16 protein-coding genes are annotated in these 21,716 nt (G+C 49.9%); 11 read left to right on the forward strand and 5 right to left on the reverse strand.

Going from position 1 to position 21,716, the window contains the following annotated elements:
• Positions 1-3: 3 nt before the first annotated feature.
• The 8 genes from nqrF to ACJJIY_RS14135 all read left to right on the forward strand — a co-directional run bounded on the left by nqrF (position 4) and on the right by ACJJIY_RS14135 (position 8,975).
• A complete protein-coding gene (nqrF, locus tag ACJJIY_RS14100; RefSeq protein ID WP_108733652.1) occupies positions 4-1,227 on the forward strand; it encodes an NADH:ubiquinone reductase (Na(+)-transporting) subunit F in 1,224 nt (407 codons plus the stop codon).
• A gap of 14 nt (positions 1,228-1,241) precedes the next feature.
• Positions 1,242-2,303, forward strand: coding sequence for an FAD:protein FMN transferase (locus ACJJIY_RS14105; RefSeq protein ID WP_445358119.1), 1,062 nt, complete (start codon positions 1,242-1,244; stop codon positions 2,301-2,303).
• Positions 2,300-2,542, forward strand: a complete 243-nt coding sequence (nqrM, locus tag ACJJIY_RS14110; RefSeq protein WP_444893507.1) for a (Na+)-NQR maturation NqrM — start codon at positions 2,300-2,302, stop codon at positions 2,540-2,542. Before ACJJIY_RS14105 ends, nqrM begins: the two co-directional genes overlap by 4 nt.
• 147 nt (positions 2,543-2,689) lie before the next feature.
• On the forward strand, positions 2,690-4,087 hold the full coding sequence (gene sthA / locus ACJJIY_RS14115; protein WP_108733649.1) for a Si-specific NAD(P)(+) transhydrogenase: 1,398 nt from the start codon (positions 2,690-2,692) through the stop codon (positions 4,085-4,087).
• Positions 4,084-4,548 (forward strand): thioesterase family protein, encoded by a 465-nt coding sequence (locus ACJJIY_RS14120; protein ID WP_282932335.1) that lies wholly within the window; start codon positions 4,084-4,086, stop codon positions 4,546-4,548. Before sthA ends, ACJJIY_RS14120 begins: the two co-directional genes overlap by 4 nt.
• 96 nt (positions 4,549-4,644) lie before the next feature.
• Entirely contained in the window at positions 4,645-5,283 is a 639-nt protein-coding gene (locus tag ACJJIY_RS14125) for a LysE family translocator (RefSeq protein WP_444907935.1), read from the forward strand.
• A 763-nt stretch (positions 5,284-6,046) separates the two neighbouring features.
• On the forward strand, positions 6,047-6,748 hold the full coding sequence (locus ACJJIY_RS14130; RefSeq protein WP_445358120.1) for a YopT-type cysteine protease domain-containing protein: 702 nt from the start codon (positions 6,047-6,049) through the stop codon (positions 6,746-6,748).
• Between the two features lie 643 nt (positions 6,749-7,391).
• A complete protein-coding gene (locus ACJJIY_RS14135) occupies positions 7,392-8,975 on the forward strand; it encodes a bifunctional AfsR/SARP family transcriptional regulator/alpha/beta hydrolase (protein WP_445358121.1) in 1,584 nt (527 codons plus the stop codon).
• 97 nt (positions 8,976-9,072) lie between these two features.
• Here the strand turns inward: ACJJIY_RS14135 and ACJJIY_RS14140 are convergent, their stop codons facing one another.
• Positions 9,073-9,408 (reverse strand): hypothetical protein, encoded by a 336-nt coding sequence (locus ACJJIY_RS14140; RefSeq protein ID WP_413662424.1) that lies wholly within the window; start codon positions 9,406-9,408, stop codon positions 9,073-9,075.
• A gap of 1,047 nt (positions 9,409-10,455) precedes the next feature.
• Between ACJJIY_RS14140 and ACJJIY_RS14145 the strand changes: the two genes are divergently transcribed.
• Both ACJJIY_RS14145 and ACJJIY_RS14150 read left to right on the forward strand, forming a co-directional pair.
• Positions 10,456-11,409 carry a helix-turn-helix transcriptional regulator gene (locus ACJJIY_RS14145; protein WP_445358122.1) on the forward strand — a complete coding sequence of 318 codons (954 nt, stop codon included), beginning with the start codon at positions 10,456-10,458 and terminating at the stop codon, positions 11,407-11,409.
• 104 nt (positions 11,410-11,513) lie between these two features.
• Positions 11,514-11,963 carry a GyrI-like domain-containing protein gene (locus tag ACJJIY_RS14150; RefSeq protein ID WP_445358123.1) on the forward strand — a complete coding sequence of 150 codons (450 nt, stop codon included), beginning with the start codon at positions 11,514-11,516 and terminating at the stop codon, positions 11,961-11,963.
• 299 nt (positions 11,964-12,262) lie between these two features.
• On the opposite strand, the gene ACJJIY_RS14155 is transcribed toward ACJJIY_RS14150, so the two are convergent.
• Positions 12,263-14,230 (reverse strand): DUF3604 domain-containing protein, encoded by a 1,968-nt coding sequence (locus ACJJIY_RS14155; RefSeq protein WP_445358124.1) that lies wholly within the window; start codon positions 14,228-14,230, stop codon positions 12,263-12,265.
• 282 nt (positions 14,231-14,512) lie between these two features.
• On the opposite strand from ACJJIY_RS14155, the gene ACJJIY_RS14160 reads away from it, so the two are divergent.
• The gene (locus ACJJIY_RS14160) at positions 14,513-16,192 is read left to right on the forward strand and encodes an NAD-dependent malic enzyme (protein WP_445358125.1); all 1,680 of its coding nucleotides are present in this window, start codon (positions 14,513-14,515) and stop codon (positions 16,190-16,192) included.
• A 44-nt stretch (positions 16,193-16,236) separates the two neighbouring features.
• Here ACJJIY_RS14160 and ACJJIY_RS14165 read toward each other — a convergent pair whose 3' ends face one another.
• The 3 genes from ACJJIY_RS14165 to ACJJIY_RS14175 are packed head-to-tail and all read right to left on the reverse strand — an operon-like array spanning position 16,237 to position 21,708.
• Positions 16,237-17,541, reverse strand: coding sequence for a patatin-like phospholipase family protein (locus tag ACJJIY_RS14165; protein WP_445358126.1), 1,305 nt, complete (start codon positions 17,539-17,541; stop codon positions 16,237-16,239).
• A 41-nt stretch (positions 17,542-17,582) separates the two neighbouring features.
• The gene (locus ACJJIY_RS14170; protein WP_445358127.1) at positions 17,583-18,377 is read right to left on the reverse strand and encodes a M48 family metallopeptidase; all 795 of its coding nucleotides are present in this window, start codon (positions 18,375-18,377) and stop codon (positions 17,583-17,585) included.
• A 7-nt stretch (positions 18,378-18,384) separates the two neighbouring features.
• Complete coding sequence (locus tag ACJJIY_RS14175; RefSeq protein WP_445358128.1) at positions 18,385-21,708, reverse strand: type I restriction endonuclease subunit R; 3,324 nt, start codon at positions 21,706-21,708, stop codon at positions 18,385-18,387.
• Positions 21,709-21,716 lie beyond the last annotated feature (8 nt).

Here is a 21,716-nt window from a genome sequence, read left to right on the forward strand (position 1 = left end):
AGAATGAGTATTGAAATTATCCTCGGCGTAGCGATGTTTACCGTCATCGTTTTGGCGCTGGTAGCGGTGATCCTTGCGGCCCGCTCGCGCCTGGTAAACACCGGCAACGTCAACATCCTGGTTAACGGTGAGAAGACTCTCACCGTACCGGCCGGCGGCAAGCTGCTGCAAACCCTGGCTGCCAACAACCTGTTCCTGGCCTCCGCCTGTGGCGGCGGCGGCAGCTGTGCGCAGTGTATCTGTAAGGTGAATTCCGGTGGTGGCGATATGCTGCCGACTGAAGCGGCTCACTTTACCCCGCGCGATGCAAAAGAAGGCAAGCGTCTTTCCTGTCAGGTTGCGGTTAAGCAAGACATGGAAATCGAAGTGCCGGAAGAGGTGTTTGGTGTTAAGCAGTGGGAGTGCACTGTGGAATCCAACCCGAACGTGGCCACCTTTATTAAAGAGCTGACCCTGCGTCTGCCCGAAGGTGAAAACGTTGACTTCCGCGCTGGCGGTTACGTACAGCTGGAAGCTCCGGCTCACCATGTCAAGTTTGCTGACTTCGATGTCGAAGAGCAGTACCGTGGCGACTGGGAGCACTTTGGCTTCTTCAAGCTGGAGTCCAAAGTGACCGAGCCTGTGGTTCGCGCTTACTCCATGGCTAACTACCCGGAAGAGAAAGGTGTTGTTAAGTTCAACATCCGTATCGCGACTCCGCCGCCCCGCACTGAGGGCATTCCGCCGGGTCAGATGTCTTCCTACGTATTCAGCCTGAAGGCAGGTGACAAGATTAAGGTGTACGGTCCCTTTGGTGAGTTCTTCGCCAAGGAAACTGACAACGAGATGGTATTTATCGGTGGTGGTGCCGGTATGGCGCCAATGCGTTCACACATCTTTGATCAGCTCAAGCGCCTGAACTCCACCCGTAAGATCAGCTTCTGGTACGGCGCGCGCTCCCTGCGCGAGATGTTCTACGAAGATGACTACAACGGTCTGGCTTCCGAGTTCGATAACTTCCAGTGGCATGTGGCTCTGTCCGATCCTCAGCCGGAAGACAACTGGACCGGTTACACAGGATTCATCCACAACGTGGTATATGAAAACTACCTGAAGGACCACCCGGCTCCGGAAGATTGTGAGTACTACATGTGTGGGCCGCCCATGATGAACGCAGCAGTCATCAATATGCTCAAGGACTTGGGTGTAGAAGATGAAAATATCCTGCTGGATGACTTCGGCGGATAATTGGAGGGCTTAGCTTGCTAAAAGCAATCACAGGCCCGACAAACTCAAAAACAGGGCCCGTCTTTACGGCCCTGTTTTTGCTTTGGGCGGCTGTAATTTTATCGGCTTGTGCTCCTTCGCCGGAGTCCTGGCAGTTGGCTGGCCGCACCATGGGAACCAGCTATCACATCACCGTCGTTCAGGTGCCCTCTGGGCTGGAGCAGGGTGAGTTGCAGCAGTTGATCGACGATGAGTTGCAGCAGGTCAACCAGGAGATGTCGACCTATATCGACGACTCTGAGTTAATGCGCTTTAACCAAAGCCCGGTAGGGCAGGCGATCCCGGTGAGCCAACACTTGGCAGATGTACTGGAAATGTCCCTGGATATTTATCGCCGCAGTGAAGGCGCTTTCGAGGTGACGGTCGGCCCTCTGGTCAACTTGTGGGGTTTTGGTCCCCAGCCCGAACCGGAGCATATCCCCTCAGATAAAGACATTGCCGATCTGCTAACCGTCGTCGGTTCCGATGCGTTAACCCTGACCCGTAAGCCAGACACTGTTATCAAGAGCCGCCCCGTTGAGGTGGATCTTTCAGCGATTGCCAAGGGCCACGGAGTTGATCGGGTTGCGGAGCTATTGGAAGACCTGGGTATTCGAAACTACTTGGTCGAAATTGGCGGTGAACTGCGAACTAAGGGTGTGAATCCAAGGGGTAAGACCTGGGTAATTGGCATTGAAGTACCCAGTACGGCAGGGCAGATGGTGCAGGAGCCAATCGCGGTGAGTGGGAAGGCAGTAGCTACGAGTGGAGACTACCGCAACTACTACGAAAGGGATGGTGTTCGTTACTCCCATAGCATTGACCCACGCTCCGGGCGGTCCATTAAGCACAAATTGGCATCGGTAACCGTTATTGCCGACACCTGTGCAGAAGCCGATGGTCTGGCTACCGCGATCAATGTCCTCGGTGCTGATGCCGGCATGGCGTTGGCAGAAAGAGATAATCTAGCCGTCTTTATGGTGGTGAAAACTGATTCAGGTTTCGAAGAGCGTTCTAGCTCTGGCTTTAAACCTTATGTAGAGAGGTCTGAGAAGTGACAATTTTCATATTTGCCTTTGTGGCCATGTTGCTCGTTGTTGCCGGTATGGCGATCGGGGCCATGGTTCAGAACAAACCGTTAAAGGGAACTTGTGGCGGGCTCAACAATATCGGCATGAAGCAGGATTGCACAGTCTGCGGTGGCGATGACGATGAGTGTGAAAAGGAACAGGAGAGGCAAAGACAGCAGCAGATGACTGCCAAAGATCTCGCTTACGACGCATCTAAACGCAAGTAAGCTTTCCCTCTCCAACAAGCCCGTGATCAACGGGCTTGTTGTTTTATGTCATTGGCACAAGTGGTGTCGATAACCGTATATTTAGTATTGAGTAAATGGCGTTAGCGCGCTGTGGACTCCGTTTGGAAAATAGAATTAGAGCATTTAATGGCAGAGCAAAAGTTTGACCTGGTAGTAATTGGTTCTGGCCCGGCTGGAGAGGCCGCCGCAATGAGCGCAGCAAAAAAGGGCATGCGCGTTGCGGTTATTGAAAAGCGCCAAGTGGTTGGTGGTAATTGTACTCACAAAGGTACCATTCCCTCCAAGGCGCTGCGCCACTCTGTCAAACAGTTGATGCGTTATAACACCCAGAGCGTTTTTCGCGCATTGGGTGAACCCCGCCGCCTTACTTTCCCCCAGGTAATGCAGACGGTGAATAAAGTCATTTCCTATCAGGTGGAAATGCACACTTCATTTTATGCCCGCAACCGGGTTGAGCTAATCGTCGGCGAAGCTAAGTTCCGCGATGAACATACTGTCGAGGTGCTTATGCCCGATGGTGCGGCGGAAACTATTACAGCGAAGAAGTTTATTATTGCTACTGGCTCACGCCCTTATCGCCCCGCCGATGTAGACTTTGATCACGAACGGGTCTACGACAGCGATATGATCCTGGACATGCAGCACACCCCTCACTCCATTATGATCTATGGTGCTGGTGTTATCGGCTGTGAATACGCGTCTATCTTCGCTGGCCTCGGCGTTAAGGTGGATTTGATTAATACCCGTAACAGCCTGCTGGAATTTCTCGATGATGAGATTTCTGATGCGCTGAGCTATCACCTGCGCGATATGGGCGTGACTGTTCGCCACCAGGAGGAGTATGCGCGGGTACTGCCCAATGAGCAGGGCGTAATTATGGAGATGCAGTCCGGCAAACGTATTCATGCGGATGCATTGCTCTGGTGTAACGGCCGTACTGGTAACACCAGCTCCCTCGGTCTGGAGAATGTCGGTCTGGAAGCGAACCATCGCGGACAATTGAGCGTTGACGATCATTACTGTACCGAAATTGAAAATATTTTTGCGGTAGGTGATGTGATTGGCTGGCCCAGCCTTGCCAGTGCCTCTTATGACCAGGGGCGTGCGGTTGCAGCAGCGATTGCGGGCCGTGGCCATCGAGTAATTGAAGATGCGCCTACCGGGATTTATACCCTTCCAGAGATTTCCTCTGTGGGTAAAACCGAATCAGAGCTAACCGCAGCCAAAGTACCTTACGAAGTGGGCCGCGCACTGTTCAAGCACACTGCGCGGGCGCAGATTTCTGGTGAGCGCGTAGGCATGCTCAAGATTTTGTTCCATATCGAGACTCACGAAATCCTGGGCATTCACTGCTTTGGAGCAGAGGCTGCTGAGATTGTGCATATTGGCCAGGCCATTATGAAACAACCAGCACCGAATAATTCGATCGATTATTTCGTTAATACCACCTTTAACTACCCCACCATGGCAGAGGCATATCGCAGTGCTGCACTGGATGGGCTCAACCGGGTTGCCCGCCTATGACAGAACCCTCACCCAGTGAGTTTCAGGCGTTGGTAAAGGAATTTTTTGAGCAGATTCCTTTTAATCAACAAATTGGACTTGAGATGCGCGACCTGGACCTGGAGGCGCTCACACTTTCCGCAGGGTTTGAACTGAACCCACAGTTGATCGGCAATGTGTGGAAGAACATCCTGCACGGTGGCGTAATTGCCACCGCCCTGGATACGGTTGGTGGTTTGACCGCAATGGTCGCCGCCTACCAGCATCTGGGAGATGTGCACTGGAAAGAAAAAGTGGATCGCCTATTAAAGCTGGGTACGGTCGACATGCGTGTAGACTACCTAAAGCCGGGCAGGGGAGAACACTTTCTCTGCCATGGCTCAATTCTGCGCACCGGTAACAAGCTGGTTGTAACGAGAATGGAGTTGATTAACGACACGGATGAATTGATTGCTACCGGTACGGCAACTTACCTGTATTGACCTTAGTCCGAGCCAACCCTTGGCTCGGCGACCTCCTTAGATATACCCCTTAGATGTACCCCTTATCCACTGGCTTTCTTTAAGGTGTTTATTGTTATGAGCGAAATCCTCGCATTTGCTGCAATCTCTCTTTTGTTGGTTATTTCACCAGGGCCGAACAGCGTCCTGATTCTTAAAACAGTAGCTAGTAGGGGGCTGAGGCCGGGAGTAGAGAATATTTTTGGGCTGGTTTCAGCAACATTTGCCCATGGTGCCATTTCAATTTTGGGCTTGTCGGCGATTATATTGCAGTCGTCTGAGGTTTATACAATTATCAAATATCTTGGGGCTGCCTACCTGGTTTATTTGGGTGTGAAAACGATATTAGCCACGCTGTCAAAATCTTCGGTGAAGGATACAGGGGATGAATTGTCACCAATTACAGCAGCTCCTGGGAGCTCATACCGAAATTTTGGCGAGGGCTTTTTAACCCAGATTCTTAACCCCAAAGTATCGATGTTTTATCTCGCGGCCTTTCCACAGTTTATCTCAGTTGGCAGTTCTAGTTACTATGAGGCTTTCCTGCTGGTCTCACTTCATGCATCAATAATATTCCTGTGGTTTCTGGCACTTGCGACTATGTTGTCGAAGTGGAAAGTGGCTTCCATTGGTGGGAATATGCAAAGATGGGTTCAGCGTTTTAGTGGTGGCCTATTGATTGGTTTTGGCAGTTTAGTGGTTCGCCAGGATACTTAAGATTCTCTCGTGTAACTGATGTTGTTTCCAGGGCTTCCAGTATTTATTCCTTCCGCCCTAGGTTAAAACTTCCCCTGGCGGGTATGGAACACAACAATAGCAATATCCCTCCGAGACAAAAAAGAGCCACGATGTAGTGGCTCTTCAGCCTTTTTGATCCAAGTTCATTGATTCTTTCTTCTGATCGTTTGTTTATGTCTCTTTTGAGTACGTTATGCGGTGTAGCGAAAGGTACTGATTGCTGCCTGTTTACCGAGGGTAATTAAGTCAATGTGTTGATTTAAAATTAACTGGGTGTTTAGTTAAATTGCTGTACTGATAAGTATATTTAAAACCAGTCTCTATTTAGTAAACCGAAATGCCTTGTTGCCTGTAGTGAATTTTAAATAACAGTAATTATTTTGTGGTTGTTTTGCCTGATGGCGACATTGATCGCTTGTCGTGGACTTGTAGTCTGTAAAAATATAGCATGTTGAAAACGTTATATTTTCGACCATTCAAACTAATATAGTAATTGCTAAGCTGCGTTTTAATTTTAAGGTTCCCTTAAAGGTGGGTGATACCTCAGTGTTTTGTTTGTCACTTTCTTGTGACGAGTTGATCGGTTGAGGTGCAGTCTTTGAGTTTTTGTCGTGGTTTTTAAAGGAAATGTTCGGGTGATATTTTTCTAATAATAATTAATCACTAAATTTGCACATTGTTTGCATAAAGCCCGGATAATATAAATAAAGCCGAATATTCGGTTGTGATGTGAGGATAAAAAATGCCAAGTTTACTGAATAGTGATGCAAGTGCGTCCAATTACGGCGGGCAGTTAACCTGGAAGTTCAGTCAGGGAAGCTATTCAAAAATCACCAAAAAGCATCCACATACCAAGGGTGGGATTTGTGAGGCTCTATCAGTTAGTTGGATCAGTAAAGCCCTTCAGTCGGGGCTTCAGGATGCTTTAACGACTGGTAATAGTATCGATGAGACAAAAATAGCGGTGGTCGCCCAGCGCTTCGCCTCTATGTATCGATTTAAGTTTGCAAATGGAAGTGAGGGCAGGCCTAGCACATCTCATGAGATGATTAAGGAGACTAAACAATATTTAGAGTCTCAGGGATTTCGCTATATTGGGCAGGCTGGTAGCGGTATTGCACAGAAAAAGAAAAGTCCTTCGTTGAAAGATCAGTTTGCTGCGTCTTTTGATGCTCTTGAATCCAAAGATTGCTTCAAGCAGCAGTCTAATACCATCCACTGTATGTTGAGAACTGCAGGTACTGGGTGGGGGCATGCGATGGCATTTCGCATTGAGCCATCTGCGGATAAGGTAAGCTACTTTTTTGACCCCAATAAGGGTGAGTTTAAGTTTCTGAAATATGCACAATTTAGAAAGTGGTATGAGCATTATCACAGTGATTCTAGATTGTATAGAACTTCAAGGGCTCTGGGATTTGATATCTTTGTGCACAGTGACAGATAGTTGAGACTTGTAAGGTAGCGCTTGCGCATTTGCAAAGTGTTTTAGGTAGTTGGGCGGGGTGTTCACAGGTTGTAAGCCTGGCGAAGTCGCTCTCCCTTCTACTTTTGGCTCATACGATTCTTTATTGATAACCCTTCCGTAAGTTTGTTTTAGTATGAGTTTCTAAGGGCCTTTTGTGAGTCAAAGCTCCAAATATTGGCCTAGGCTATAAGGCCCATACTGACATGGTTTTGATTTTGAAAATGGGTTTTTAACTCCTTTCCGATACGGTTGTCCGGCTCCTCAATATGTTTGCTCTACTTCTTGTAGATGCCCATTATATATTGGGGGATCTAGCCCTTCACTGGGGTCCATTTGGGGCATTTTCAGAATCTCCTGATAAGACTATCGAGCCAGACTAATTCTTCGATTCCACTCTAACCCCTAAAGAAGCCCAATGGAGTGTGCTTTCTTGGCCAGATTTAAGCTTCACTGCGCCGTTGGTATTCTCATTGCTGTCTATCTTGGAATAAGCGTTTTTGGCAGAGGGTTTCACATCTTTCGCGAACGGTGTTTGCAGCTAACAATTATCCTTGAGAAAATCACCGGCGCCTTTCTCTGAGAAATGCTAGTACCTTACATTTCAGGGGTTAATAACTTATCAATGGGAATCTCAATCCAAATGCTGGGCGACTTGCTTGTCTCCCGTGATGGCAGCCCTGTTAATCTACCACCCTCAAGAAAAACTCGAGCACTTTTGGCTTTCTTACTGTTGGCTGCGAGACCTCACAGGAGGGATCGCTTATGTGAGATATTCTGGGAGCTCCCTGACGATCCGCGTGCCTCCCTGCGCTGGTCTTTGAGTAAAATTCGATCCATTGTCAACGACCCAGAAATAGAGCGCCTCATTGCTGATAGAGAGCGTGTCAGCTTGGATACGGAAGGCATTTGTATTGATGTTGCCGAAATAGCACTTAAGCTTGATTCCCCCGGCGTTTTGGCAGCAGAGCTGGAAGATATCCATCGACAGCTGCAGGAGCCTTTCCTGGATGGGATCGATCTGCCCGATCAAGAACTATTTCAGCGGTGGTTACTGTCTGAACGTCAAGAGATTGTTCAATTGCAAGGAAGGGTGCTGTCCCGCTTGTCCTCTCACCCGGGTGTTCCTATACCGGACCAGTTAACTTGGGCCCGCAGCTGGGTGGCATTGGAGCCCTATAACCCAAACGCTGCAACGCAGTTACTGCATTTGTTGAGCTCATTGGGATTGAGTAGTGAAGTGGAGTTTGAACGGACAAGGCTTGCTGACAGATTCCGCAAAGCAGGCATTACATGGTCGCCCTGCAGGCTTGGTGAGTCGGTAGTTCAGAAATCCGGTGATGATTTAGCTACGGGGCGTAAACTGCTAACTCAACAGAAGGTTGAGTTTTGTACGGCCAGCGATGGTGTGCGTATTGCCTATGCCAAGATGGGAGAGGGGCTTCCTATAGTTAAAGCCGCAAACTGGTTGAGTCATTTAGAGCATGACTGGGACTCTCCCATATGGAGTCCATTGTTTCGGGAGCTTTCTGTCGACCACCAGTTTATTCGTTACGATGAGCGTGGGAATGGCCTGTCGGATTGGGAAGTTGAAAATATCTCTTTTGAGTCGTTTGTTACAGACCTTGAGACAGTCGTCGATGCCTGTGAAGTTGATAACTTTACTTTGCTAGGTATATCGCAAGGAGCGGCAGTATCTATTGAATATGCAGTAAGGCATCCAGAGCGTGTTAGGCAGCTGATTTTGTTTGGGGGTTATCACGCAGGTTGGCGAATAGGTGCCAGTGAGGCCACGATAAAAGAGCGCGAAGCAGTAATGACCCTGACAGCGACGGGCTGGGGACAGGATAATCCTGCTTATCGGCAGATTTTTTCCACGACATTTATGCCAAGCGCGAATGCCAGCGAATTAGAGTGGTTTAATGAGTTTCAGCGGCTGACTACTTCGCCGGAAAATGCAGTCCGCTTCCTATCGGTTTTTGGCAGTATTGATGTGCGGGACAAGCTCAAAGAGATTAATGTGCCCACTTTAGTGATCCATTCACTAGGGGACCAGCGTATTCCTGTTCAGACGGGCTGTGAAATTGCTTCTGCTATACCTGGCGCTCGATTTGTTGGTCTCAATAGCGACGGTCACTTACTCCTGGGGCGTGAGCCTGCCTCCAATGTATTTGTGGAGGAAGTTCGTCAATTTATATCAAAGCATTAATCGCCGATAGTGTGACCTATAAAAATAATATGAGGGGGCGGTTCTGCAGTGCAGCCACCCTGCTCAAAAACCAACAACTAAAGCTCTTAAGGGTTGGCTATAGGTAAACAGCCAGTTCTTTAGCTGAAAGATAGCGAATAGATGCTTCTGGAAATTTTCGAATGATATCGAGGGCGGCAGAGCGGGCATCGGCCTCATCGGCATATATATTGGGGAGCTTAACATTGGAGGTTGTTCTACCAGATATATAGCGCATTACCACGATATATCGCCCTTTCCATTTGCCCCAAAAAACGTCATTAGGAGCGTTGTTGACTGAGGACTTTTCAGGGGCTGCTTCTTTCTCTTCCTGGGGCTTAAGCTCCAACTCCGCTTCTTGCTCCCACATAAGTTGGGCAAGCCGATTTAATTCTTTAGAGTAACTAGTTGACATAAATCTCAAAGGCTTAAGAGTTTATTGGTTTAGGGTGTTTTGCTGATTACTAATACTGGCAAATTAAAGAGTTAACAGAAAAGATCTTAATAAATACTAATCTATAATTGAAAAATAGAAGTTAAGTATGGGTATGACCTTATCCGCTTGCATAGTTTATATATAAAACTTCTCTCAATTTATCAATAAATATTCCACTTGGTTCCATGGCACCTATTTGGTGCAGAGTCCGTCATGACGAGCCGAGGGATATTGTTAAAAGCTATCTTCTCACATTTTAGAAAAAAATCATACCTGGTACAAATCAAATGTTTATTAAGTTTAAAGATAGTTAAGTTAACAGCTGCATTACCCGGCAGTATCTTTGTGATTACCTAGCGGTTTTTGGGTGATTACACCAGAGTGAGGGGCTTAATCAGGCAAATTGTTTGGGTTTTCCATAATTTACAAAGCCAGTAGATGGTTATGGGGCCTGTTTTAGATATCTTTTGCCAAATACCTGAGGTCTCTCATTACCACCGGGCTGCTAGTGAATACTTAGGGTTTTTAAGTCAGTAATTTTCATATGGTGACACTATTTCTAATAGAATAGGCGATGCTTAAACCTCACAATCCCTCACTCTCAGAGACTCCTCTTGTTCCGTTTAAGGTAGTGTAAATAAATGTAAAGGGTGCATTGGGGTGTCTACTTGCTTTGTCGCGCATGAAGAATAATTGAATTTTGGAAGGGCCCGCTAAGTAGTGCAGGATTGTATGTTCCTGTTTATAGGTTAATTTATGAGACCTTCCCCTTATCCTGGCTAATAAAGTTGCCCTTCCTAAAGAGGTTGGCACTTTAGTCCTGCAAATAGTTTCGCTGTATCCGCCTTTCAAATGATTCTTCAAACGCTCAATTCAACGATTGTGGGTTTTAATGGCTGAACTCGAAAGCGGCTTTGTCTCCCCCTTGGTGACCACGCACCCCGTGCACGGATCTCTTGATGAGTGCTCCCTGAGCACAGTGGAAACAAAAGTGTCGTGATTGGAGCTTGGCTTCAGCTGAGTCAGGTGAAGCGTAAAGATACAGAAGAAGTAAATTTAGTGGTGAATTCCATGATTGCCCCTCGCCAAAAGGATTTGGACACTCACATAAGGCAAAATGTCTTATTTGAAAGTCAGTATTTAGGTGACTTGTTTCGGTTTCAAAAGATACTTGTTTCACCAAATGGAAATGTTTCAATTGGGTTTTCTTCAGATTTTAATCTGACAATGGTGATTTCAGGTGTTGCTGATATCAATAGTGATGCTTGCGAATTCCCTATGGCTTCGGGGGAGATCTGGCTATCGGGTGAAATGAGCCATGTTACAGTTGATAATTTGTCTGAGGGAGAAGACCTAATAATCATCTGTGCGAGTATCAGCCCGGTCATGCTGACACGATTTTATGAGCGACACTCTCGCGTACTGATTAAAGCAAAGAATGCCCTTGCATCCAGCGTGACAACGTTCCCCAAAAGTGGGCCTTTTGTTTTTCCAAAGTGCGATCTGACACGCTTTACCTTGGACTCACTGAGTGCATTTAGCAAGTTAAATGATGAGAGTTTGAATTATTTAAAGCTGGAAGAATTACTTCTCTTAAAGCTGAAGGGTGCTTGCGGTTGTCGCTTAGCTGACGAGCTGCTTCGGCAGGTTAATCCGGTGAACGAGCGTTTCCGCCGATTTATGGAGGAAAATGCTACTCAGCACTGGTCTGTAGCAAATTATGCTAAACAGATTGGGATGAGTCTCACATCATTCAAGAATAAGTTTGGCCAAGTCTTTAAAGCTGAGTCACCAAAGGCTTGGATTAACGAACGTAGGTTACAACATGCTGATATTCAGTTGAAGACTACCAATAAGCGTTTAGTCGATATAGCTCTGGAGAGCGGATTCTCAAGTCAATCTTATTTTACCCAGCTCTATAAATCGATGTATGGGTACCCCCCTTCAGAGGTAAGGCAGAAATCTGTAAAGTCAGCTTGAAAAGGTACTTGTGATTTCTTGTGACCGTGTGCGCCTGGCCAGTTCCCGGAGAGCTGTTATAGTATTCGGCACTCTACGAATAACTAAATAATTGGTCCACAGAAATGGAAGTTAGAGAATTAGAAGGCCTGGAATTAGTGGGTTTTTATACCCGCACTAAGAACGCCAATGAGTCTGACCCGAAAACAGCAAAGATAACGCCAATGTGGGAACGCTTCGGCGCAGAGGCTGCCCCCAAATTAAGGGGCAACCCTAAGGTATTTGGTGTTTACTCCAACTACGAATCTGACCATACCGGCTTTTTTGATGTGTATGCATGTTCAGATATGTTGTCGAAGGATATGTCTGAGGATTTCAAGTCGATTCAAATACTGCCCGGCAAATACCTAATGTTTTCCGCCAAAGGGGAAATGCCTCAGGTCGCCATTGATTTGTGGGGCGAGGTTTGGAGTTATTTCGCTGTGGAGGATTGCCCCCATCAGCGAGCTTTCACCACAGATTTTGAGCAGTATGTGGATGGAAATGAGGTTCAGATAGCCATATCCATCAAGTAATTGAATCGCGTATATATACGGGCTATTTAAGGAGCCTCTGAATAACTCCGTAATGCCTCTGCGAGTCTTGAAGGCTGCAGATGTTAGGCGCAGCTCGCCGCGAATGGCCGTAGCCCTTTACAAGAGCTGCAACGCAGCAGGTGCGGCCTTCAAGGCCCGCCCTTCGGGGCTTGCAGAGCGATTCACACTCCGCGTTGCGACTTCTTGAAAGGTCTAGACATTCCTGCGAAGCCGCGCCTTGATTGTGAACCGCTCTGAAAGCCAGAGGTATCACGGAGTTATTCAGAGGCTCCTTAACTCTAGGGTGAATACCAAATTGGCGAGCTGAATGCTCGCCCCTGCTGGGTAAGGGGTACTTTTTCATCCATTTCAATACCGAAGCGTACCTTGTCAAATAGAGTCCATCGGGGTGTGGGTATCTCCAGGGCGCGCAGGTAGTAGACGGCTCTTTCCTTGGGGTTAAAGTCGGGATCTTTGAATACCGCGATTAGCTGAGGGGAGCCGATAGAGTTGGTGTATTCCGCCGTCTTCATATCCACAGTAGTCCCAACTGGGGGTAGTTTTCCCACGGTATCCAGCTTACGGCTTCCAGACCACTTCACATTAAAGATCTTTTCCCGGGTGAGTCCGCTGCTATCCAGCCAGCCCTTGATGATTTGGATACGGTCCAGGTTGGCGCCCTCAGGGTCTTTCAGTGCTGCGATAAGGAATGTCGGTGCCTGTCCCTCACTGGCTTGAGGTAGTTTCCCGCCCATCGGCACGCCTTTTTTATAGCCATTGGCGACCAGATCACCGTGAATATCCTCATCGTTATAGTCATAGCCTCCAAAGAAGCGAACTGAGATCCGGGGGCCTGTGGTGGCGAAAGTCTCCTTGCGGTACATCGCATCCCATATTGCCTCCCGGGTATTCTCGTTGGCCCAGACTCCCGTAACGCCTGAGGCAGCTTGTTCCCATCCGAAGTACTCTCCACCAACCCCCTTGAGCAGGGGAAATGCCCAGCGCTCCTTGTTGCTGGGTTCCAGGGTCTTGAACTTGCCAAAGAAGTTGCCCTGATCCGGTGTCGAAAGTCCGGTATGGGTGTCGGTGGCTGCGTTTGCGCCTAGCACGAAAGGGTTGGTGCCCAGCTTCTCTTCCAGGCGTAGGCCAGACTTGAGTGCCTCCCTCCAGTACTCGTATTGCAGGGCACCGGGGGGCTTGGGCTTTAAGATCAGGTTGCCTCTATCCCACAGATCCCAGTTGGCAAATTCATCTTCCGGGGAGAGGGCAGGGTGGGACTCACTTTGTCCCTTTACCTGTACCAGCTCATAAAGGGGTTCATAACGGGCGCGCATTTGTGCCCACTCCGGAGTGAGTTCGGAGCCATCAAACTGCCGCTCGATAAACATACGGCCATTAGACATATTGCCGTTGTGGGGAATGGCGAGTACCCGGCCGCCGGTTTTGTCTTCGTAGGCTTTCATCCACTCCCAGAGTTTTACCGGGTTCTCGGTATCAAAGGTAGTTAGGGGAAGCAGGGTCTTAGTGCGGTCTGCGCCATCACGAAAAATAATATTGCGGTGCAGGTTGTCGCCACCATCGGCGTTAACTGTCCACTCAAAGGCGATAAAGGTAGAAAACTCTCCGGGTTTGTAATATTTCTCTGCGGCTTCAACGGTTTTTTCCCAGGCGGATTTCATCCATTTCGGGTCCATTACCTGCTCGGGCAGTTTGCCTTCTGATTGAAGCACGATGACTTCACTTTTTGCTTCATTGGTCGCTTCTTCGCTGCCTGAAATTAATGCCTCGTGCCATTTTTTCAAGGTGGCATTGGACATCATTTCCGGATTGCCATCGATGATCTCGCTGATAACTCCCATACCGTCTGAATGATCGGTGATCATGAACCAGTCGTAAGGGCGGCTGAGCTTGGCTTTCAGTCCGCTGTTGGAGGTAACAGTTTCTCCCAGGGCAAATCGATAGGCGTCACCAGGAGTAAGAATTGCGCCATCCAACCCCGCATCTACCGACCAGCCAGTATGGACATGTGTATCGCCAAAATAGACATTGCGAGCGATGCGTTTATCGCTGTCCCGTTGGGCTTCCAGCTCCGCTTCTATCTCCGGTGCCATCGCCGTGAGCGGCCTTTGTTTTTCTGGAGTGGCGTCCTCTGTCTGTCGGGCGTTTGAATTTGTATTTTTATCTCCGTCGGGCTTTTTACTGCAACTATAAAGGCTGAGTACAAGAATAAAGAGGAGCAGGGTTAATCCAGCTTTGCTCTTGTGCATCGATGGCGGCTCCATTTCCTGAATGTGTCGGATCGCTTTTTAACTTAAAAGAATTCGTTGCGAAGAGAAGATAAATTACAGCTAGCATAGTTGAGCGACTCTGTTTATTCGCGAATTGGGCCACACCGGGGGCCTTGTTATCTATCGGCACAATAGATAGTCTTCGGCTCAAGTTGAGTTAGCACATTTATGCAACTTCAAGAACATGGTTGGCTAATTCAGTCATATTGAAATATGGCTACGCAATAATCATCGCTTCGGGCGATAGGCAAAAGCAGGCATATGAGTAACAACGAAAAGCGTCCACTTTACATCCCCCACGCAGGCCCCTCCCTACTGGAAATACCACTGCTCAATAAAGGCAGCGCATTTAGCTTGGAAGAGCGTCTCGAGTTTAATTTGGTCGGTCTTCTGCCGAATACCGTTGAGACGATTGAAGAGCAAGCCAAGCGCGCTTACCTCCAATTCCAGCAGTGTAAGACTGGCTTGGAAAAACATATCTACCTGAGGGGAATCCAGGACGACAACGAGACGTTGTTCTTCTATCTGATCGAACATCATACGGAAGAGATGCTGCCGATTATCTACACCCCCACTGTAGGTGCAGCTTGTGAAGAGTTTTCCAGTATTTATCGCAACCACCGGGGATTATTTGTCTCCTATCCGGACCGGGAATATATCGACGATATTCTGCGCAGCGCCACTAAAGAGAACGTCAAAGTTATTGTGGTGACCGATGGCGAGCGGATACTCGGGTTGGGTGATCAGGGTATCGGCGGCATGGGTATCCCTATTGGCAAGCTCTCCCTGTATACCGCCTGTGGCGGCATAAGCCCGGCTTATACCCTGCCTGTCACCTTGGATGTTGGCACCAATAACCGCACTTTGCTGAATGATCCCATGTATATGGGGTGGCGCCATGAGCGAATTTCCCAGGAAGAGTACGATGAATTCCTGGAGCAATTTATTGAAGCGGTAAAGCGTCGCTGGCCCAAGGTATTGGTTCAGTTTGAGGACTTTGCTCAAACCAATGCCACGCCGTTGTTAGAGCGCTATCGCGACCGCCTGTGCTGTTTTAATGATGATATTCAGGGCACGGCGTCTGTAGCACTGGGTACTATCCTGGCTGCCTGTAAGACCTGGCAAGAAACCCTCGCCGCGCAGAAGGTGACGATAGTGGGGGCCGGTTCAGCCGGGTGTGGTATTGCCGAGCAAATCGTCAGTGCAAAAGTGCAGGCCGGTCTATCCGATGCCGAGGCTCGTGAACAGATCTTTATGTTCGATCGCTACGGGCTTGTGACTTCCGATATGAAAGGCCTGCACGACTTCCAGGCAGCTCTGGCCCAGGACCCGAGTAAGTATGAGGGAGTGTCCAGCTGGAACCTTGAGACGCTGATCGGCAATGTTGAGCCCAGCATCCTGATTGGTGTTTCCGGGCAGGGTGGCCTGTTTACCCAGCCAGTAATCGAAGCTTTACACAAGGGGCACCGCCGTCCTTTGGTGATGCCACTGTCAAACCCCACTTCCCGAGCTGAAGCGACTCCAACTGAGATATTCAGCTGGACCAAGGGCGAAGCTTTGGTGGCTACCGGCAGCCCCTTTGCAGCAGTAGAAATCGATGGACATCACTATGCGGTAGCGCAGTGTAACAATGTCTATATATTCCCGGGTATTGGCCTCGGCGTGATTGCTTCCGGTGCTTCCAAAGTGACTGACGGTATGTTGATGGCAGCATCCAACGCCCTGGCAGAGCAGGCGCCGGTGGTGAAAGATGGTGAAGGCGCCTTATTGCCACACCTGAATGATATTCGCGATGTGAGCATGCATATTGCTCGGGCTGTGGCTGCCCAAGCGCAATTGGATGGCGTTGCGCCCAAGGTGAGTCGCGAGCATTTAGAGCGTTTGCTAGAGCGCAACTTCTGGCGTGCAGATTACCGTTCTTACCGTCGTCGCTCTTTCTAAATAAGAGCGCTGGGCCCGTTGCGACTATCGCATCGGGCCTGCATTTAAGCCAGCTTTTCCCCAGTATAGAAAGAGTCCGGCTGGCGCAACACCAAGTAATCCTCCCAGTGGAATCCCTGATTCAAAAACTCAATTGCTGCATTGACGCCCGATAAGAACAGGTGTTCGCAGTGGTGGTCCGGCATGGAAAAATCCAGCCAGTGCGGGTTTTCTCCGGTATCGGTGGGGTTAATGGGGATTTCTTTTACCAGCGCATGGTATTCCGCGTTCAAGCTCGCGCGCACATGGTTGTCGAGCATATTGCGACAAGTGCTGATCAGCCCCATCGCAAACCTTCCTACCTTATCTGATTTTGGCTGGTACAGATCCACTTCCAACTTGATCCCAAAGGTTGGCAATTTGGGGGTGCCGATGGGTTTATGGAAGATATCGAAAGGGAAGTTGGAGACAAGGCCGCCGTCAACAAATTCAATATCTTTGGGAAAGCCAGCACGGAAAAAACGTTTGGGATCACCGATGCCTTTAATGCTACGCCAATTCTCGGCGACAGTATTGCACTCACTTAATTGGGGGATGCCCTTTACGGTGTAGGGCTTAAAGAAGCCGGGTACCGACATGGAGGCACGCACGAACTCCGCAGGGTTTACTGCGCTCGGATTATCGAAGTAGAGCGGCGCCTTGGCTGGAAATACTGCGCGGGTCTCTGTAGTGATATCCGCTGCCACCAGGGCAACCTCGCCGCTACCTATCAAGTGATCTGGTGTGCCGCGGTACAGAAGCTGTGGGAACTGGTTAATTCTCTGGTTGAGCTGTGCGGTGTTGGTAATGCCCAGCTGTGTCAACTCCGTTTGTAACCACTGGGTAAAGGTATCTCCCGGATTCAGCCCCTTATGTCTGAGCAGGTGCCGCAAGGTGCGGATAGAATCGAAGGGGTGCAATGCCAAACTGCTCATCAAGCCTTTGCCCTTGAGCAGGCGCTGTACCGTTTTGCGCGCATAGCGCTCGCCATCTTCAAAACTGGCAAAGTCCGCATTGGCCAGGATGCCCAAGAGCTTTTCGCTCTTGCCAGTGCTCGGTGTGCCGGCCGCTGCCAAGAAGAGTGCGTTGATGGCGCCCGCTGAGGTTCCTGCAATTTTGCGAAACCGAATTCCCGCCTTTTCCAGAATATAGGTATATCCCACCAGGGCGATCCCCAGCATACCGCCACCTTCCATCACAATATCGACATACTGAAGGCCCTGGTTGTCCTGTACATCACTGAATACTTTGCCCTCAATGGTGGACTTGGATGCCTGCCAGTGTGCATCCGCTTTTGCGATGGCGTTTTCAACCCATGGCGATTTTTGCATGTCGGCTTTCCGTAGTGTGACAGCGATCTACTTTAGATAACTTATGTGCAGGTTGGTGAAAAAGCCAGGGTATCACCCAGAATCAAATTCGCCATAGCATCCAGTTTGTTTTTCGTGCCTTCCCACTTGGGCATCACTTGATTCATTAAACGGTAAAATCGCTCGCTGTGGTTGTGTTCTGCGATATGGCAGAGCTCGTGCAAAATCACATAGTCGATGCACTGGCGCGGTGCTTTTACCAGGTGGGGATTGAGGGTAATACGCCCCTGGGGGGAGCAGCTGCCCCACTGGGTTTTCATACTGAGGATACGCAGGGGCGGGCGCCCGGAAACCCACAGGGCCTGCTCAAGCAGTGTATCCAGGCGGCGGTGAAAAATATCTTTAGCGCGCGCCTTGTACCATTCGGCCAAAAGCAGGCGCACTCTTTCGGGATCTTTTTTCCGCACGGATACTTCCAGCTTGCCGCGCAGTAATTTCACCTGTTGTTGGGTGTCTTCAGATTCAATGACTTTCAGCAGATATTGCTTGCCCAGGTAGTAGTGGCTCTCGCCGCTGATATATTGCCGTGGCGTTATATATTCCAGCGCTTTGCGGAAATCCCGCAGCTGCTGGTAAATCCAGCGCCCGCGTTTTTTTACCGCCTTTAATACTGCATCGTTATCGATAGGTTCCGGTGCGCTGACCACCACACGGCAGTCTGGGTGTACTTTGATCAGCACTCGCCCACTGGCCTGGGGGCGGGGTTGGCATTCAAACGTGATGCGTTCATCCCCATAGGCAAAGCTCAATTGCCGGGAGTTGGGTTTAGTTGGGGGGGAAGTAATGGGCACATTCATGCCGAGGTTAGTCTCCGCTTAAACCAACGCGGGTGATCTGTAGGATCATCTCCACCATTTTCTTGGCCTGCACCATACCACTGCCGATGGATTTACACTCCATAAATAATTTGGGCATCAGTTTTTTATGGATATCCTTCTCAATATTTTGTGGGCTGATGGAGTGTTCCATTACGGCCTGGTTCACAGCCGTATCCACCTCGAAAGCCAGCTTGATCCATTTATCCTGTACCTGGCTATCAACAATTGTGAATGCTTCCGGCAGGTTTTTCTTGAATACACCAAAATAGGCCTGGGCGTGGCGATTATCGGCAAAGGCATTGGGTATTTCATCCAGGTTGCGGGCTTTTACCTGGGCCTCCAGCGCTTCGAACAGTAAGTACTGCTTGAGCGGGTGATCGAACAGTTTTTCCGCCTCCTCAATGGCTTGCAGCAGTAACTTGGAAAAGGCCTCCTGGGCATAGGGGTCGTCGCGCAGCTCCTGCTCGATCATGCGGGTCACGCGGGTTTTGATAATGTCGGTTTCGTTGCGGGTTTTGTCCTCCCCCCAATCTTCAGGCCGCTCCGCCTTGCCCATTTTATTGACTTCGTATTTGCCTTCGGGCTGTAAGATTTCTACCCCCACCACATGCTTATCCAACAGGTTTTTAACCTGGGCCGCGTAGTGGTCGTAGTCCACAGACTTTTCGGTTTGCTGTAGCGCCCACTGGCGTAGTTTGGCGAACTCTTTAATTGTCTGTTTGTAGTGCTTGCGGTCACTATCGCTAAAGCTTTTGTCTTCGAAGAAGGTGGCCGATTGCAGGGCTACTTTCAGGCAGGTGGTGAAGTGGGTGAGTGCCTCGTAGAAGTCCTCGCGCACTTTCAGGTTTACATCGACTAGCTCACCGTTGCGCTGTTCAATTTTTGGCACTATCACCTGACGCAGTTGCTCGGTGTCCTGCTTATTTTTTACGCCGGCGAAAATGCCCCAAAGGTTTTTATACAGCAGGGGCAGGCGCTTGTACTCGCTGCTCATGGGGCTATAGAGCCCGGCGATATCGTCGATATCGTAACCGCCCTGGGTGCGCGCGGCCAGATCCTGGTATTTCTGCATGGTGGTATCCAGCTCTGCCAGGATGCCCCGGTAATCGATTAGCAGGCCAAATTTTTTATCCGGGTGCAGGCGGTTGACCCGCGCGATCGCCTGGATCAGGTTGTGTTCCTTGAGGGGCTTATCGATATACAGCACCGTATTCTTAGGCTCATCGAATCCGGTTAGCAGTTTGTCCACTACAATCAGCAGTTTCAGGGAATCGTCTTTATCGAAGCGCTCAATCACTCCCTGGGTGTAGCGCTGTTCATTTTGCGAGCCCACATTGTCTTTCCACCACTTCACTACCTCCGGCATCGAGGATTCATCTACCGCCTCGTTGCCCTCGCGAGTATCCGGTGCACTGATCACTACTGCCGATTCAAATTTCTGCGCTTCTGGCCAGTGCTGTTGGGCCTCATCCAGGTACTTTTTATATTGGATGGCAGTGGCTTTGCTATCGCAGGCCAGCTGACCTTTTAAGCCCGCATCGATATTTTTAACAAAATGGGTGGCGATATCGGTAGCAATCAGTCGAATGCGATCGTCTGCAGTGTAAATCTCTCCCTTGCGGGCAAACTTGCGCTTTAAATCTGCCTGCTGCTCCTCGCTCAAGCCCACCGTAATGCGCTCAAACCAGCGGTCAATTGCGCGCTCGTTAACATTCAAGTCCGGGATACGCTCTTCGTACAGCAGTGGGGTTACGGTGCGATCCTCCACCGCCCGCTGCATGGTATAGGCGTGCACTATGGGGCCGAATTTATTGGTGGTTTTGTCGTCTTTCAGCAGGGGTGTGCCGGTAAAGGCCACAAAGGCGGCATTGGGTAGGGCCTGGCGCATACGGATATGGTTTTCGCCGCCCTGGCTGCGGTGGCCCTCGTCGATCAGCACAATCAAGTCGGCACTGTCGTTGCGACACTCCGGCAGGGCAGTGGCGCCGGTAAATTTTTGCACCAGCGAGAAGATAATCCGCTCATTGCCGCTGCCAATCTGCTGGGCCAAACGCTTGCCGGAAGTAGCCATGGCCGCTTCTTTGTCTTTCTTGCCCGCCAGTTCTCCACCGCTGGCAAAGGTATTGCTGAGCTGGCGCTCCAGATCCACCCGGTCGGTGACAATAACCAGGCGGCTCTGTTTGAGACTCGGCTGGAAGATCAGCGCCTTGCTTAAAAACACCATGGTGAAGGATTTGCCGGAGCCGGTGGTATGCCAGATCACACCGCCCTCCCGCGCGCCGTCATTGCCGCGTTGGGCAATGCGCTCCAATAGTCGTTTGATACCGAATACCTGCTGATAGCGGGCGACAATTTTACCGGCCTTTTTATCGAACAGGGTGAAGTAACGGACCATCTCCAGCAATCGCTGGGGCGATAGCAAGCTGATTAGCAACCGATCCTGGCCGCCCAGGGCCAGCTCGCCGCCGGCGATCAGGGTCTGGTACCAGTCCAGATCTGATGGGGAGCGCTGTTTAAACAGAGTTTGGATTTGTTCGCTGGAAAGGGGGCGGTTTTTGATCGCCAGCATTTCCCCATCGGCGATATCCTCCTCGCGCCAGGCCGCCCAGAATTTTGCCGGCGTGTTACAGGTGCCGTAGCGGCCCTCGGCGCCGTTGACTGACAATAAAAGTTGGCTGTACGCGAACAGTTGCGGGATTTGATCGTTGCGCTGGTTGCGCAGGCTCTGGGAAATGCCCTCGTCGATAGAGGGGCCTTTCTTGCCATCCGGGCGCTTGGCCTCGATCACTACCAGGGGAATACCGTTGACGAAACACACCATATCCGGGCGGCGGCTTTCTACGCCGCTGGCACGGGTTACGCTGAATTCCTCGGTAAAGGCAAAGTGATTGTTTTCGATGGTGTGCCAGTCGATCAGGGCAATCGTGGGGGTAGCTTTTTTGCCATCGACAAACTCGGTCACCGAAATGCCGTAGAGCAGGTGGTTGTACAGCTCTTCGTTGGCCGCAAGCGGTCCTTTGTTCAGCGCTGGGCTGCACACGATGCCAATCAGGTGGTCGATGGATTTTTGCGAGAGCGGCTGCTCTTTACCGGCGAAATGGAAGGTCCGTTTGCCCAGCTCCCGGCGCAGTATCTCTGTGAGCACCACCTGATCCTGGCGCCCACTACGGGCTTGGTTGGCCTCGGCGGGGGGTAAAAACGACCAGCCCAGATTGCACAACAGGGCCAGGGCGGGGATCTTTGCGGCGTATTCTTCTTGGAATTTCGGTACTGCTGTGTAATCCATTTCCACGGTAATACATGTCTCCAAAGGGAAAT

It is taken from the genome of Microbulbifer maximicatervae (SeqCode) (assembly GCF_052468155.1).